Source organism: Pseudomonas fluorescens (assembly GCF_001648775.1).
Classification (GTDB): Bacteria; Pseudomonadota; Gammaproteobacteria; order Pseudomonadales; family Pseudomonadaceae; genus Aquipseudomonas; species Aquipseudomonas fluorescens_M.
Window position 1 is genome coordinate 59,465 of record NZ_LVEJ01000009.1, and the last position, 13,384, is coordinate 72,848.

Annotated in this window: 12 protein-coding genes; 7 read left to right on the forward strand and 5 right to left on the reverse strand. The window is 59.6% G+C overall.

Translation table 11 applies throughout. The annotated features are described in order from the left end of the window. Positions 1–133: 133 nt before the first annotated feature. The gene (locus tag A8O26_RS10055) at positions 134–1,597 is read left to right on the forward strand and encodes a glyceraldehyde-3-phosphate dehydrogenase (RefSeq protein WP_016986741.1); all 1,464 of its coding nucleotides are present in this window, start codon (positions 134–136) and stop codon (positions 1,595–1,597) included. Between the two features lie 170 nt (positions 1,598–1,767). Here A8O26_RS10055 and A8O26_RS10060 read toward each other — a convergent pair whose 3' ends face one another. Next, positions 1,768–3,069 carry an MFS transporter gene (locus tag A8O26_RS10060; protein WP_064117856.1) on the reverse strand — a complete coding sequence of 434 codons (1,302 nt, stop codon included), beginning with the start codon at positions 3,067–3,069 and terminating at the stop codon, positions 1,768–1,770. 162 nt (positions 3,070–3,231) lie between these two features. Between A8O26_RS10060 and A8O26_RS10065 the strand changes: the two genes are divergently transcribed. Continuing rightward, positions 3,232–4,176, forward strand: a complete 945-nt coding sequence (locus tag A8O26_RS10065) for an FAD:protein FMN transferase (protein ID WP_253756799.1) — start codon at positions 3,232–3,234, stop codon at positions 4,174–4,176. 197 nt (positions 4,177–4,373) lie between these two features. Continuing rightward, on the forward strand, positions 4,374–5,768 hold the full coding sequence (gene sthA, locus A8O26_RS10070) for a Si-specific NAD(P)(+) transhydrogenase (protein ID WP_064117858.1): 1,395 nt from the start codon (positions 4,374–4,376) through the stop codon (positions 5,766–5,768). A 42-nt stretch (positions 5,769–5,810) separates the two neighbouring features. Here the strand turns inward: sthA and A8O26_RS10075 are convergent, their stop codons facing one another. Together A8O26_RS10075 and A8O26_RS10080 are read right to left on the reverse strand one after the other, a co-directional pair. Next, positions 5,811–6,533 (reverse strand): glycerophosphodiester phosphodiesterase, encoded by a 723-nt coding sequence (locus A8O26_RS10075; RefSeq protein ID WP_007910500.1) that lies wholly within the window; start codon positions 6,531–6,533, stop codon positions 5,811–5,813. Positions 6,534–6,547: 14 nt separating this feature from the next. Further along, positions 6,548–7,129, reverse strand: coding sequence for a PilZ domain-containing protein (locus A8O26_RS10080; RefSeq protein WP_064117859.1), 582 nt, complete (start codon positions 7,127–7,129; stop codon positions 6,548–6,550). 94 nt (positions 7,130–7,223) lie between these two features. Between A8O26_RS10080 and A8O26_RS10085 the strand changes: the two genes are divergently transcribed. The 3 genes from A8O26_RS10085 (at position 7,224) to A8O26_RS10095 (ending at position 10,473) form a co-directional block, all read left to right on the forward strand. After that, a complete protein-coding gene (locus A8O26_RS10085; protein WP_064117860.1) occupies positions 7,224–8,474 on the forward strand; it encodes a lipoprotein-releasing ABC transporter permease subunit in 1,251 nt (416 codons plus the stop codon). Beyond that, positions 8,467–9,165 carry a lipoprotein-releasing ABC transporter ATP-binding protein LolD gene (gene lolD, locus A8O26_RS10090; protein WP_064117861.1) on the forward strand — a complete coding sequence of 233 codons (699 nt, stop codon included), beginning with the start codon at positions 8,467–8,469 and terminating at the stop codon, positions 9,163–9,165. The genes A8O26_RS10085 and lolD overlap by 8 nt, the downstream gene beginning before the upstream one ends. 63 nt (positions 9,166–9,228) lie before the next feature. Beyond that, positions 9,229–10,473, forward strand: a complete 1,245-nt coding sequence (locus A8O26_RS10095) for a lipoprotein-releasing ABC transporter permease subunit (RefSeq protein ID WP_064117862.1) — start codon at positions 9,229–9,231, stop codon at positions 10,471–10,473. A 121-nt stretch (positions 10,474–10,594) separates the two neighbouring features. Here the strand turns inward: A8O26_RS10095 and A8O26_RS10100 are convergent, their stop codons facing one another. Beyond that, positions 10,595–11,944 carry a heavy metal sensor histidine kinase gene (locus A8O26_RS10100; RefSeq protein ID WP_064117863.1) on the reverse strand — a complete coding sequence of 450 codons (1,350 nt, stop codon included), beginning with the start codon at positions 11,942–11,944 and terminating at the stop codon, positions 10,595–10,597. Continuing rightward, positions 11,944–12,624, reverse strand: a complete 681-nt coding sequence (locus A8O26_RS10105; protein ID WP_064117864.1) for a heavy metal response regulator transcription factor — start codon at positions 12,622–12,624, stop codon at positions 11,944–11,946. Before A8O26_RS10105 ends, A8O26_RS10100 begins: the two co-directional genes overlap by 1 nt. A 165-nt stretch (positions 12,625–12,789) precedes the next feature. On the opposite strand from A8O26_RS10105, the gene copI reads away from it, so the two are divergent. Then, entirely contained in the window at positions 12,790–13,323 is a 534-nt protein-coding gene (gene copI / locus A8O26_RS10110) for a copper-resistant cuproprotein CopI (RefSeq protein WP_064117865.1), read from the forward strand. The last annotated feature ends 61 nt before the right edge of the window (positions 13,324–13,384 follow it).

The window sequence follows — 13,384 nt, forward strand, 5'->3', positions numbered from 1 at the left end:
AAGCCCCGGTTTTACTGGGCTGGAGAGAGGCGTAATTTTTTTGAACGGAATTTTGTTACCGATTGCGCGACAAGCGCGCATTGCTACAAGAGGTTGTCGGCGGCATAATGTAGCCCCTTTTTTCTGCCCCTACATGTGGAAGGTTACCGTGACTCAGAAGCCCGACCAGTGTCTTGGTGAATGGATCGACCGTGAAGCACTCGCAGAAGCGATGATTCCGCTAATCGGTCAGCTCTACCGCAATAACAACGTGGTGAGCTCGATCTATGGCCGCAGCCTGATCAACCAGTCTGTCATCGCGATTCTCAAAGCTCACCGCTTTGCGCGCCACCGTTCTTCCGATGACAGCGAACTCTCCGTCCACGAAACATTCCCACTGCTCAAAGCCATGAGCGAGCTCAAGCTCGGCGCGGCTTCGGTAGATCTGGGCAAGTTGGCGTTCAAATTCCGCAACGAAGGCAACGGCCGCAGCGCCGAGCAGTTCGTTCGTGAAGAGATGGCTGATGTGGTTGGCCAGCAAAACGCTTCCGCACGTAAAGGCACCGACGTTGTGCTGTACGGCTTCGGTCGTATCGGCCGTCTGCTGGCGCGCATCCTGATCGAAAAAACCGGTGGTGGCGACGGCCTGCGTCTGCGCGCCATCGTCGTGCGCAAAGGCGCCGAAAACGACCTGACCAAACGCGCCAGCCTGCTGCGTCGCGATTCGGTGCATGGTTCGTTCAACGGCACCATTACCATCGACGAAGAAAACAACACCATCACCGCCAACGGTAACCTGATCCAGGTGATCTACGCGAAGAACCCGACTGAAGTGGATTACACCCAGTACGGCATCAAAGACGCGCTGCTGGTGGACAACACCGGTGTATGGCGTGACGCTGATGGCCTGGGCCAGCACTTGCAGTGCCCGGGTATCGACCGCGTGGTTCTGACCGCACCTGGCAAAGGCAAGCTGAAGAACATCGTGCACGGCATCAACCACGGTGAAATCACCGCTGATGACAAGATCGTCTCCGCCGCTTCCTGCACCACCAACGCCATCGTGCCGGTGCTGAAAGCGGTAAATGACAAGTTCGGCATCATCAACGGTCACGTCGAAACCGTTCACTCGTACACCAACGACCAGAACCTGATCGACAACTTCCACAAGGGCGATCGTCGTGGTCGTAGCGCCGCGCTGAACATGGTGATCACCGAGACCGGTGCTGCCACCGCTGCTGCCAAGGCCCTGCCTGAGCTGGCCGGCAAGCTGACCGGTAACGCGATCCGTGTGCCGACGCCGAACGTGTCGATGGCCATTCTCAACCTCAACCTTGAGAAAGCCGCCACCCGTGAAGAGATGAACGAGTACCTGCGCTACATGGCGCTGCACTCCGATCTGCACAAGCAAATCGACTTCGTCAACTCGCAGGAAGTGGTTTCGACTGACTTCGTCGGTTCGCGTCACGCCGGTGTGGTCGACGCTGAGGCGACCATCGTGCAGGACAACCGCGTTGTTCTGTACGTCTGGTACGACAACGAGTTCGGTTACAGCTGCCAGGTGATCCGCGTGATGGAAGACATGGCTGATGTGAATCCGCCAGCGTTCCCGCGCTAAGCGATAGCTGCACATGAAAACGCCCCGACCTAGGTCGGGGCGTTTTTGTTTGTGTGCCTTTTAAAGCTGTGTTGTCAGTGCTGGCCCGTTCGCGAGCAGGCTCGTTCCCACACTGGATCTGTGTCGTTCAGAAAATCCCCTGTGGGAGCGAGCCTGCTCGCGAAAGCGTCCTATCGGGCGCCGCCGGGCACGGCTGCTTGCGCGGTACGCAGTTCGTGCTTGTTGCCATGGAACAACACCAACGTCGCAATCAACCCCAATACCGCCGCACCACTGAGCCAGATCCCCGGCGCAGCCTTGTTATCCAGCACATGAATCAGATACGTACACGCCGCCGGGGTAAACCCGCCGAAGGTTGCCGTCGCCAAGCTGTAGGCCAGCGAGAAGCCGGTCGTACGCACTTCCACCGGCATGATCTCGGTCAGCGCCACCACCATCGCGCCGTTGTACGAGCCGTAGAGGAACGACAGCCACAACTCGACGATCAGCAAATGGCTGAAGCTCGGATTCGCCACCAGCCACGACAGGGCGGGGTAAGCGGTGAGAATCGCCAGAATCGTCGCCGCGAGCAGTAAGGGTTTGCGTCCAATCTTGTCAGATACCGCGCCCATCACCGGCAACCAGAAGAAGTTCGACAGACCGATGCACACCGTCACCAGCAACGCATCGAAGTCCGACAGGTGCAACTCAGCCTTGCCGAAGGTCGGGGTGTACGCGGTGATCAGGTAGAAGGACACCGTGGTCATCACCACCAACGCCATGCCGGCGATGACGATGCCAAAGTTCTGACCGATCGAGCGGACAATTTCCTGCAGGGTAGGGCGATGTTTCCGTGCCTGGAATTCCGGGGTTTCCTCAAGCGAACGACGAATGACGAAGATCACCGGCACAATCATGCAGCCGATCAGGAACGGCACGCGCCAGCCCCAATCGCCCATTTGTTCCGGGCTCAGCCAATGGTTCAGGCCGACCCCGAGCAACCCGGCGAACACCACCGCTGCTTGCTGACTCGCAGACTGCCAGCTGACGAAGAAGCCCTTGCGGCCGGGCGTGGCGATCTCCGCCAGATACACCGACACGCCGCCCAGTTCCACGCCCGCCGAAAACCCTTGCAGCAAGCGGCCAAACAGCACGATCAGCGGCGCAGCGACGCCGAGGGTCGCGTAGCCCGGCACGCAGGCAATCAGCACCGTGCCGGCCGCCATCAGCGCCAACGTGATAATCAGGCCTTGGCGACGACCATGGCGGTCTATATAAGCGCCAAGGAAAATCGCCCCCAGCGGACGCATGAGGAAGCCGGCACCGAAGGTTGCCAGCGAAAGCATCAGCGAGGCGAAGGCGCTGTCGGTCGGGAAGAAGGTCTTGGCGATGGCCGTGGCATAGAAGCCGTAGACCATGAAGTCGAACATTTCGAGGAAGTTGCCGCTGACAACGCGAAAAATCGCTTTGCCTTTGCCCGTGGTGGAGGACATGTTCAGGTACTCACTATTGGATTTTGTATAAAGATGTTGCAGATCCTTTAATTCATAATGGCCGCCGTGGTTTTACGGAGAGATGAATAATTGTTCACTGGACGGTTGCCTGGACTTGTGATTTTGGCTGGCGTATTGGCTGGCTGCGGGAGTGGCGACTCCATGGAAGCTTTCGGCGGGCCGACCATGGGCAGCACCTATTCAATCAAGTACGTGCGCCACGCCGGCATGCCCGAATCAACCCAGGTTCGCAGTGAAGTGGAGCGCATCCTCGGCGAAGTCGATCAGCAGCTGTCGACTTACCGCAATGATTCGGACATCGAGCGCTTCAACGCTTTGCCCGCCAACAGCTGTCAGAAAATGCCTGCGTCGGTGCTCGAATTGGTCGGTGTCGGCCAGCAACTGTCAGCGCAAAGCGAAGGCTCCTACGACCTCACCGTCGAGCCGCTGATGAATCTCTGGGGCTTCGGCCCGCAAGGTCGCGAAGAGAAGGTCCCCGACGCTACAGCGCTGGCCGCAGTCATGCAGCGGGTCGGTTATCGACATCTGCGCATCGATGGCGAGCAGTTGTGCAAGGATGCGGCGGTGGAAGTCGACTTCAACAGCATCGCCGCCGGGTATGCCGTCGACACCATTGCGGCACGGCTCGATGCCATGGGCATCCACGATTACCTCGCTGAAGCCACGGGGGAGCTCAAGGCCAAGGGCCGCAAGCTCGACGGTTCATCGTGGCGCATCGCCCTGGAAGAGCCTCGTGATGATCAGCAGGTCGCCGAGCGCATTATCAATGTCGACGGCTACGGCGTTTCCACCTCCGGCGACTACCGCAACTATTTCCTGCAGGACGGTCGGCGCTATTCCCACACCTTCGATGCCCGCACCGGTGCGCCCGTCCTACACGACCTGGCGTCAGTCACGGTGATTCATCCTTCAGCGCTGATGGCCGATGGACTATCGACGCTGTTGCTTATTCTCGGCCCGGAAAGGGCGTGGGACTATGCCGAAAAACATGACATTGGTGCATTCTTTGTGATTCGTGCCGATACAGGTTTTGTCATCCGCACCAGTCAGGCTTTCGAGCGCCTCAGTGGCGCAAAAACTGACTGAGAACAATACGAAAGCTGGCGTTGTAGTGCAGGCAAAAGTAGCCTACGACGCGACCAAGGGTTAATGTGCGCGGCGTTGACGCTTCTATAGACTGTGTCCGGGTTCTTGATTGACCCCCAATTGTTCCTTCGCGCCGCCGTTCGGCGTGATTTAGCCGTAGGTGCTGCTGGCACCGCGGCCTGTTCTGAGGAGTACGCATGGCTGTCTACAACTACGACGTGGTGGTGCTGGGTTCCGGCCCGGCGGGAGAAGGCGCGGCAATGAACGCCGCCAAAGCAGGGCGCAAGGTCGCGATGGTCGACAGCCGTCGCCAGGTCGGCGGCAACTGCACCCACCTCGGCACCATTCCGTCCAAGGCACTGCGTCACTCGGTGCGGCAGATCATGCAGTTCAACACTAACCCTATGTTCCGGGCGATCGGCGAGCCACGCTGGTTCTCCTTCCCGGACGTGTTGAAAAGCGCCGAAAAGGTTATTTCCAAACAAGTCGCTTCGCGCACCGGCTACTACGCCCGTAACCGCGTCGACGTGTTCTTTGGCACCGGCAGCTTCGCCGACGAGCAAACCATCGAAGTGGTCTGCGCCAACGGCGTGGTCGAGAAGCTGGTGGCCAAGCACATCATCATCGCCACCGGTTCGCGCCCATATCGCCCGGCGGACATCGATTTCCACCACCCGCGTATCTACGATAGCGACACTATCCTCAGTCTCGGCCACACCCCGCGCAAACTGATCGTTTACGGCGCCGGCGTGATCGGTTGCGAATACGCGTCGATCTTCAGTGGTCTGGGTGTGCTGGTCGAACTGGTCGATAACCGTGGTCAGTTGCTGAGCTTCCTCGACTCGGAAATCTCCCAGGCGTTGAGCTACCACTTCAGCAACAACAACATCACCGTGCGCCACAACGAAGATTACGATCGCGTTGAAGGTGTCGACAACGGTGTGATCCTGCACCTGAAATCGGGCAAGAAAATCAAGGCCGACGCCTTGCTCTGGTGCAACGGGCGTACTGGTAACACCGATCAGTTGGGTCTGGAAAACATCGGCGTCAAGGTCAACAGCCGTGGCCAGATCGAAGTCGACGAGGCTTACCGCACCTGCGTGCCGAACATCTACGGTGCCGGTGACGTGATCGGCTGGCCGAGCCTGGCCAGTGCCGCCCACGACCAAGGCCGTTCGGCCGCTGGCAGCATCGTTGATAACGGTAGCTGGCGTTTCGTCAATGACGTGCCAACCGGCATCTACACCATTCCGGAGATCAGCTCGATCGGCAAGAACGAGCAGGAGCTGACCCAGGCCAAAGTGCCGTACGAAGTCGGCAAGGCGTTCTTCAAAAGCATGGCGCGAGCGCAGATCGCCGGCGAGCCGCAAGGCATGCTGAAGATCCTGTTCCACCGTGAAACCCTGGAAGTGCTGGGCGTTCACTGCTTCGGTTATCAGGCGTCGGAGATCGTCCACATCGGTCAGGCGATCATGAGCCAGCCGGGCGAACTGAACACTCTGAAGTACTTCGTCAACACCACGTTCAACTACCCGACCATGGCTGAAGCCTATCGGGTAGCGGCGTACGACGGCCTCAACCGGCTTTTTTGACGGGCTCCGGCCGGTGGCCTGAGCCGGCCGGGGAGACCGATTTCAGCAATTCTCGAGCGTGGCAGTGGCCAAACCGGGAAAGTCTGTAATCAGGCTGTCAACGCCGAAGTCGGCGAGTCTGCGCATCAGCGCAGGCTCGTTGACGGTCCATACCGACACATGCAGCCCCTGACGCTGCGCCTTCTGCAGGCGTTCCGGCGTACACAGGGTCCAGTTCAGCGCAAGAATCTCACAGCCATAGCTCGCCGCGACCTTCAACGGGTCGAGCCAGGCGTATTCGGCGACCAGCCCCCGCGATACATCCGGCACCAGATCCAGCGCCGCTTTCAACACTTCCCGCGAACTCGAGGTGATCGTCACCTTGTCGAGCAAGCCATGCCGTTGGGCCATTTCACGAATCGCCAGCACCGTAGTTGCCGCACGCGTGCGTGAAGCGCTTTTCACCTCCAACTGCCAGTGCTCGAAATCGCACTTCTCGAACAACTCTTCCAGCGTTGGAATCGGGCACGGCTTGATCCAGCCCGGACCACCCTTGCGCGCGTCGTAAGTCACCAGCTCGGCAGCGGTGTGCTCGACGACCTTGCCGCGCCGCTCCGTGGTGCGTTTGAGGGTCGGGTCGTGGATGACCATCAACTCGCCGTCCTTGGACAGGTGCAGATCGAGTTCGCAGCGGCGCACGCCGTGCTTGAGACATTCCTGAAAACTGCTCAGGGTGTTTTCCGGTGCTTCGCCCTTGGCGCCGCGGTGGCCGTAGATGAGGGTCACGGTTCTTCCTTAAATTAAATGCCTGATTCGTTCTGTTCGCGGGCCAGACGTCGTTCCTGAGCCTGCTTCTGCAAGATATAGCGGGCGAGCAACTGGCGCTGGGCGTCGGTCAAGTGTTCGAACTCGGTGCCGACGTCATAACCGTCGCCCTTGCTGTCGCAATGGGTCACGCGCGCGCGCAGCAACAGGCCGAGCGCTTGCGGCATCAGCACCAGTTTCACCGACAGGTGTGCGCCGGTGGCAATCGGCGTCGGGTACTGAAAGTCGATCCCGCCTTCGGAGATGATCACCGGTTGCGGCTCGCCGATATGGCCGAGCACGGTCAGGGCGACCACCTGGCTGAGCAGGTCGATGCGCTTGTTCTGGGATTTCAGGAACGCGGCGATGGCCCGGTCGCGCTCGCTGATCTGCCGCAACAGGTGCTGCGACTCGAATTCGCTCAGGTGCAGTTCACTGAGCAGGTTGAACAGTGGGGAAGCATCCTGCAACACTTCCTGGCCTGCGGCTTCGGGAGCGGACAGGGGCCGAATTTCCAGTGCGATCGTGTCCTCGATACGGTAGTATTCGCGGCGATCTTCTTCATCTAATGTCGACATGGCGAACCCATGGTAGCGGCGGTGGTCTGAGTGTAAAGCTGGTTATCGACCCCCGCCACAAGGACGTTCCTTTTCCCTCCGAACAAGCCCCGACATGTTCAGACCTCTCTTCGTATTTATCGGCACGCGTTATACCCGTGCAAAGCGTCGCAATCATTTTGTGTCATTCATTTCCCTGACTTCGATGATCGGGCTCGCCCTTGGCGTGGTCGTGATGATCGTCGTGCTGTCGGTGATGAATGGCTTCGATCATGAGATGCGCACCCGCGTGCTGGGCATGGTGCCCCACGCGACCATTGAATCCACCGAGCCGATCAACGATTGGCAAAGCCTGGCGACCCAGGTCAAGCAGAACCCGCAGGTGACGGCCGTTGCGCCGTTCACCCAGATGCAGGGCCTGCTGACCAATCACGGCCAGGTGTCCAAGGTGTTGCTCAATGCCATCGACCCCGCGCTCGAACGCAATGTGTCGATCATCGACAACTTCATGAAGCAGGGCAAACTCGACGATTTGACGCCGGGTAGCTTCGGCATCGTCATCGGCGACAAGGCCGCGACCAAACTCGGCGTGGGCCTCGGTGACAAGGTCACCTTCGTCGCGCCGGAGGTCAGCGTGACCCCGGCCGGGATGTTCCCGCGCATGAAGCGCTTCACCGTGGTCGGCATTTTCCATGTCGGCGCCGGTGAGCTCGACGGCTATCTGGGCGTCACCAACCTGCAGGATCTGGCGAAGATGCACCGCTGGAAGCCTGATCAGGTGCAGGGCATTCGCCTGAAGTTCGACGACCTGTTCCAGGCGCCGCGTGTGGCATGGAACATCGCTCAGCAGCTTGGCGAAGACCATTACTACGCCCGCGACTGGACGCGCACCCACGGCAATCTGTATCAGGCGATCCGCATGGAAAAAGCCATGATCGGCCTGCTGTTGCTGCTGATCGTTGCTGTAGCTGCGTTCAACATCATTTCCACGCTGGTCATGGTGGTCAACGACAAGAAGGGTGACATCGCCATTCTGCGCACCTTGGGCGCGACGCCGGGCACGATCATGCGCACGTTCATGGTGCAGGGCACGGTGATCGGTGTGGTCGGTACGGCGATTGGCGCGGTGGTGGGGATTTTCGCCGCGCTTAATGTCAGCGCCGCGATTTCGGCACTGGAAGGCCTGATCGGCCACAAATTCCTTAATGCTGACGTGTATTTCATTGATTATCTTCCGTCGCAGGTGCAGAGCCAGGATGTCGTCATGGTCTGCGCGGCGGCGTTGGTCCTGAGTTTCCTCGCCACCCTGTATCCAGCCTGGCGTGCCGCGCGCACCCAGCCGGCGGAGGCGCTACGTTATGAGTGAGTCGGGCATGAGTGAACAAGCAATCTTGAGCTGCCGCAACCTGGGCAAATCCTACGAGGAAGGCCCGGAATCGGTAGAAGTCCTCGCCGGCCTGCAACTGGAGTTGCACCCGGGCGAGCGTGTGGCAATTGTCGGCACCTCGGGTTCGGGCAAAAGTACGTTGCTCAACCTGCTCGGCGGCCTCGATACGCCGACCAAGGGCAGTGTCTGGCTTGACGGTGAAGAACTGTCGGCGCTGAGCGAGAAGAAGCGTGGCCTGCTGCGTAACCGTTCGCTCGGTTTCGTCTACCAGTTCCACCACTTGCTGCCGGAATTCACTGCGCTGGAAAACGTCTGCATGCCCCTGCTGATCGGCAAGACGCCGATCCCGGAAGCCCGTCAGCGTGCCACGGCATTGCTGGAGCGCGTCGGCCTCGGCCATCGTCTGGAGCACAAACCGTCCGAACTGTCCGGTGGTGAGCGTCAACGTGTGGCCATCGCCCGTGCTCTAGTGAACAAACCGGGCCTGGTGATGCTCGATGAGCCGACCGGCAACCTCGACTCGCACACCGCGCAAGGCATTCAGGATCTGATGTTGGAACTCAGCACCTCGATGCGCACGGCGTTCCTGGTGGTGACTCACGACATGAACCTGGCCCGCCAGATGGATCGTGTACTGCACCTGCAAGAAGGTTGCCTCACGCCTATCTGATTGGCTGAAACCCGACACCTGAAAAGGCGTCGGGTCTTTTATTTTTTTACGGTGCCCCAGCGAATGTTCAGACCGTTATCGATCTTTATCGGCACGCGCTATACCCGCGCCAAGCGCCGCAATCGCTTTGTTTCGTTCATTTCGATGACCTCGATGATCGGCCTCGCCCTCGGTGTGTTGGCGATGATCGTGGTGTTGTCGGTGATGAACGGCTTCCAGCGCGAAATGAGCTCGCGCATCCTCGGCATGGTGCCGCACGCCACCATCGTTGGCGTCAAGCCGATTGATGACTGGCAGCCGGTGGCTGCCGCCGCGATGAAAAATCCTGAAGTGACCGCCGCCGTGCCGTTCACTGAGATGGAAGGCATGCTCTCCTACAAGGGCTTGATGCAGCCGATCCAGATCAGCGGTGTTGATCCGGCTCAGGAAGGCAAAGTGTCGATCGTTGCCCAGCACATTGTGCAGGGCCGCCTCGACGCGTTGAAACCGGGTGAGTTCGGTGTGGTGATCGGTGAGATTACTGCGCGTCGTTTCCGTCTCAACGTCGGCGACAAAATCACCCTGATCGTCCCTGAAGTCAGCACCGCACCGGGCGGCATCACCCCGCGCATGCAGCGTCTGAATGTAGTGGGTGTGTTCAAGGTCGGCGCTGAGCTGGACGGCTCGATGGGCCTGATCCACGTGGCTGACGCCGCGACCATGCAGCATTGGGAGCCGAATCAGGTGCAGAGCGTGCGTCTGGCGGTGAAAGATCTGTACGCCGCACCGAAAGTCTCCGCGGACATCGCCGCCGGTTTGGGGGCCGAGTTCAAGGCTGACGACTGGACCCACACTCAGGGCAGTCTGTTCAGTGCGATGAAAATGGAAAAAACCATGATCGGCCTGCTGTTGCTGATGATCGTCGCGGTGGCGGCGTTCAACATCATCGCGACCCTGATCATGGTGGTGAACGACAAGGGCGCGGACATCGCGATTCTGCGCACCATCGGCGCCACGCCACGGCAGATCATGGCGATCTTCATGGTGCAGGGCACGGTGATCGGCATTGTCGGCACTCTTATTGGCGGTGTGCTGGGCGTGATTGCGGCGCTGAATGTCAGCGAACTGGTCGGTTGGGTCGAGCGCGTGAGCGGGCAGCATATTTTCAGTTCGGACGTGTATTTCGTCAGCAATCTGCCGTCGGAATTGCAGGGTGGGGATGTGCTGTTGATCTGCTCGGCGGGATTCATTCTGAGCTTTTTGGCGACGGTGTATCCGGCTTGGCGGGCGGCGAAGATCGAGCCGGCTCACGCGCTGAGATATTCCTGAGTTCAAGTCCGTCTTCGCGAGCAAGCTCGCTCCCACAGGGTTTTGGGTCGTTCACAAATTGTGATTCAACTCGATACCTGTGGGAGCGAGCTTGCTCGCGAAGGGGCCTGAATGGCTGGCCTCAATTCTGCTTGGGCAACTCAATCACAAACCGCGTCCATCCCGCCTCTGATTCGCAATGAATCTGCCCACCATGGGCCCGGGCGATGGATTGAGTAATCGCCAGCCCCAACCCCGCATGCTCACTGCTGCCTTCCTGCCGCGCCGGATCCGCTCGATAAAAACGGTCAAACAGCCGTGGCAACAACTCCGCAGAAATCCCCTCACCACTGTTTTCGACTGAAACCCGCACAGCGTTCGATACATCAACGATTCGCACATTCACCGCGCCCTCAGCCGGGGTAAACCGCAGCGCGTTATCCAGCAAATTCGACAAGGCCCGCCGCAACATACTGCGGTCACCTTCGATCTGCGCATTGCCCTCACGCGTCAGCTTGACCCCGGCGTCCTCAGCCAAGGGCGCAAAAAACTCCAACAACACATCGCTCTCATCCGCCAGTTCCAGCGGTTCGCGCTTGGGCATTAGCAAGCCGTGGTCAGCCTTGGCGAGGTACAACATGTCGTTGACCAGTTGCGCCATCCACTGCAGTTCTTCGAGGTTGCTGTGCAGCGCTTCACGGTAATCCTCGATCGGTCGAGGGCGGGTGAGGGTGACCTGGGTGTGGGTCAGCAGGTTCGACAGCGGTGTGCGCAGTTCATGGGCGATGTCGGCGGAAAACGCCGAGAGCCGCTGAAACGAGTCGTCGAGGCGTGCGAGCATGGCGTTGAAGCTGTGGGCCATTTCCGCGAGCTCTGGCGGCATTTGCGCTTCTGGCAGTCGGGCATTCAGCGATTGTGCGGAAATCCCACGGGCGACTGCGCTCATGCGCCGCAACGGCCTTAATCCACTGCGTGCCGCCCACGCGCCGAGTAAGGCAGTGGCCAACGCCGAAAGGCCAACGGTGAGCCAGATCAAGTTCTGCATGCGTTGTAGGAAGTGTTGGTGATGGGTGATGTCGAGCAGCAAGGTCAATTGCGGCGAATCGGTTTTGTCCGGGTAGAGCGGGGCGTTGAGCACGCGATAGTCCGCGCCGTCATTGCTGATTGTCGACAGGCCGGATTGTTGTGGCAAATCCTTGGGAATCTGCGTTGAACTGTCGTACCAGCGTTGGCCGTCACTGCCAGTGATGCGCAGCGACAGATCGGCCTGGCGGCTCAGCTCATCCGCCAGCCGCGCCTGACGTTGCGCGGGCTGAACATCCTGCAAGGCGCGGCGCAGGCCGATCAGTTTGCCGTCCAGTTGCTGTTGATCGAGTTCGATGAAATGCGCCTCGCTGGCTCGGGTGAACAACACCCCGGCGAACAGTGAAACCACGGCGGTGCAGGCGGCAAACAACAAGGCCAGGCGTGAACTGAGGGACAAGCGGCGCATCAGGCGCAACGCTCTTCAAGCACGTACCCCATGCCGCGCACGGTGTGGATCAGTTTGTGAGGGAATTCGTCGTCGATTTTCAGGCGTAAACGGCGGATCGCGACTTCGATGACATTGGTGTCGCTGTCGAAATTCATGTCCCAGACTTGCGAGGCGATCAGCGATTTCGGCAGCACTTCACCTTGGCGACGCAGGAGCATTTCCAACAGCGCGAACTCCTTGGCGGTCAGATCGATGCGCTGGCCACTGCGCTCGACCCGACGACGGATCAGGTCCAGGCGCAGATCCGCCAGTTGCAGACTGGTTTCCTGGGGTGTAGCGCTGCCACGACGCAACAGGCTGCGCACCCGTGCCAGCAGTTCGGAGAAGGCGAACGGTTTGACCAGGTAATCGTCGGCGCCGAGTTCGAGGCCATGAACCCTGTCCTCCACCGCGTCTTTGGCTGTGAGAAAAAGTACCGGCGTATCCAGCCCGGCGCTGCGCACCGCTTGCAGAATCTGCCAGCCACTGCGACCGGGCAGCATCACGTCGAGGATAAGCAGTGCGTAATCGCCGCTTAGTGCCAGTTGCTGGCCGCTGTTGCCGTCGGCCACCAGTTCAGTGTTGAACCCGGCCTCGGTCAGGCCCTGGCGCAGGTATTGGCCGGTTTTCGCTTGGTCTTCGACGATCAACAGTTTCATGGGTAGCTCGGGTTTGTTCGGGGGTGTAGAAACGAACGCTTTATACCGCGACAGCAAGCGACAAGTGCCAACCTGACAAAGTTGTAATCTGCCTGTCAGGTAGATGCCAGCGCAGGCCGGCTAGAGTTTCCCACAGGCTGAACCTTATCTTGTTGGAGTATGACCATGTTTTCGCGCAAATCCCTGACGTTGGCCGCTTGTCTGTTGGCGCTGAGTTCGCCAGTCTGGGCCGCGCCGGCCCACACTTACGATTTTGGCCAGCCAGCACCGGCCGCCAAAGCCACGCGCAGCATTGAGGTGGTGTTGAACGACATGTCGTTCGATCCCAAGGCCATTCAGATCAAGGCCGGTGAGACGGTTCGTTTTGTCTTGGTGAATAAAGGCCAGTTGTTGCACGAATTCAACCTCGGTGACGCGGCAATGCATGCCAGACACCAGCAGGAAATGTTGCAGATGCAGCAAAGCGGCATGCTCACGCCTACCGGCATGAAGGAAATGTCCCACGACATGGCCGGCATGGATCACGCAGCGATGGGCCATGGCATGAAGCACGACGACCCGAACAGTATGCTGGTCGAACCGGGCAAGACCGCCGAGCTGACCTGGACCTTCAGCAAGGCCACCAGTCTGGAATTCGCCTGCAATATTCCCGGGCATTACCAGGCGGGCATGGTCGGCAAACTGACTGTCAGTCAGTAAGCACTCAAAGGCGCGGGCAAAGGCTGGTAGAATCCGCTGATTCTTCAGTCAGGTTTCCGCC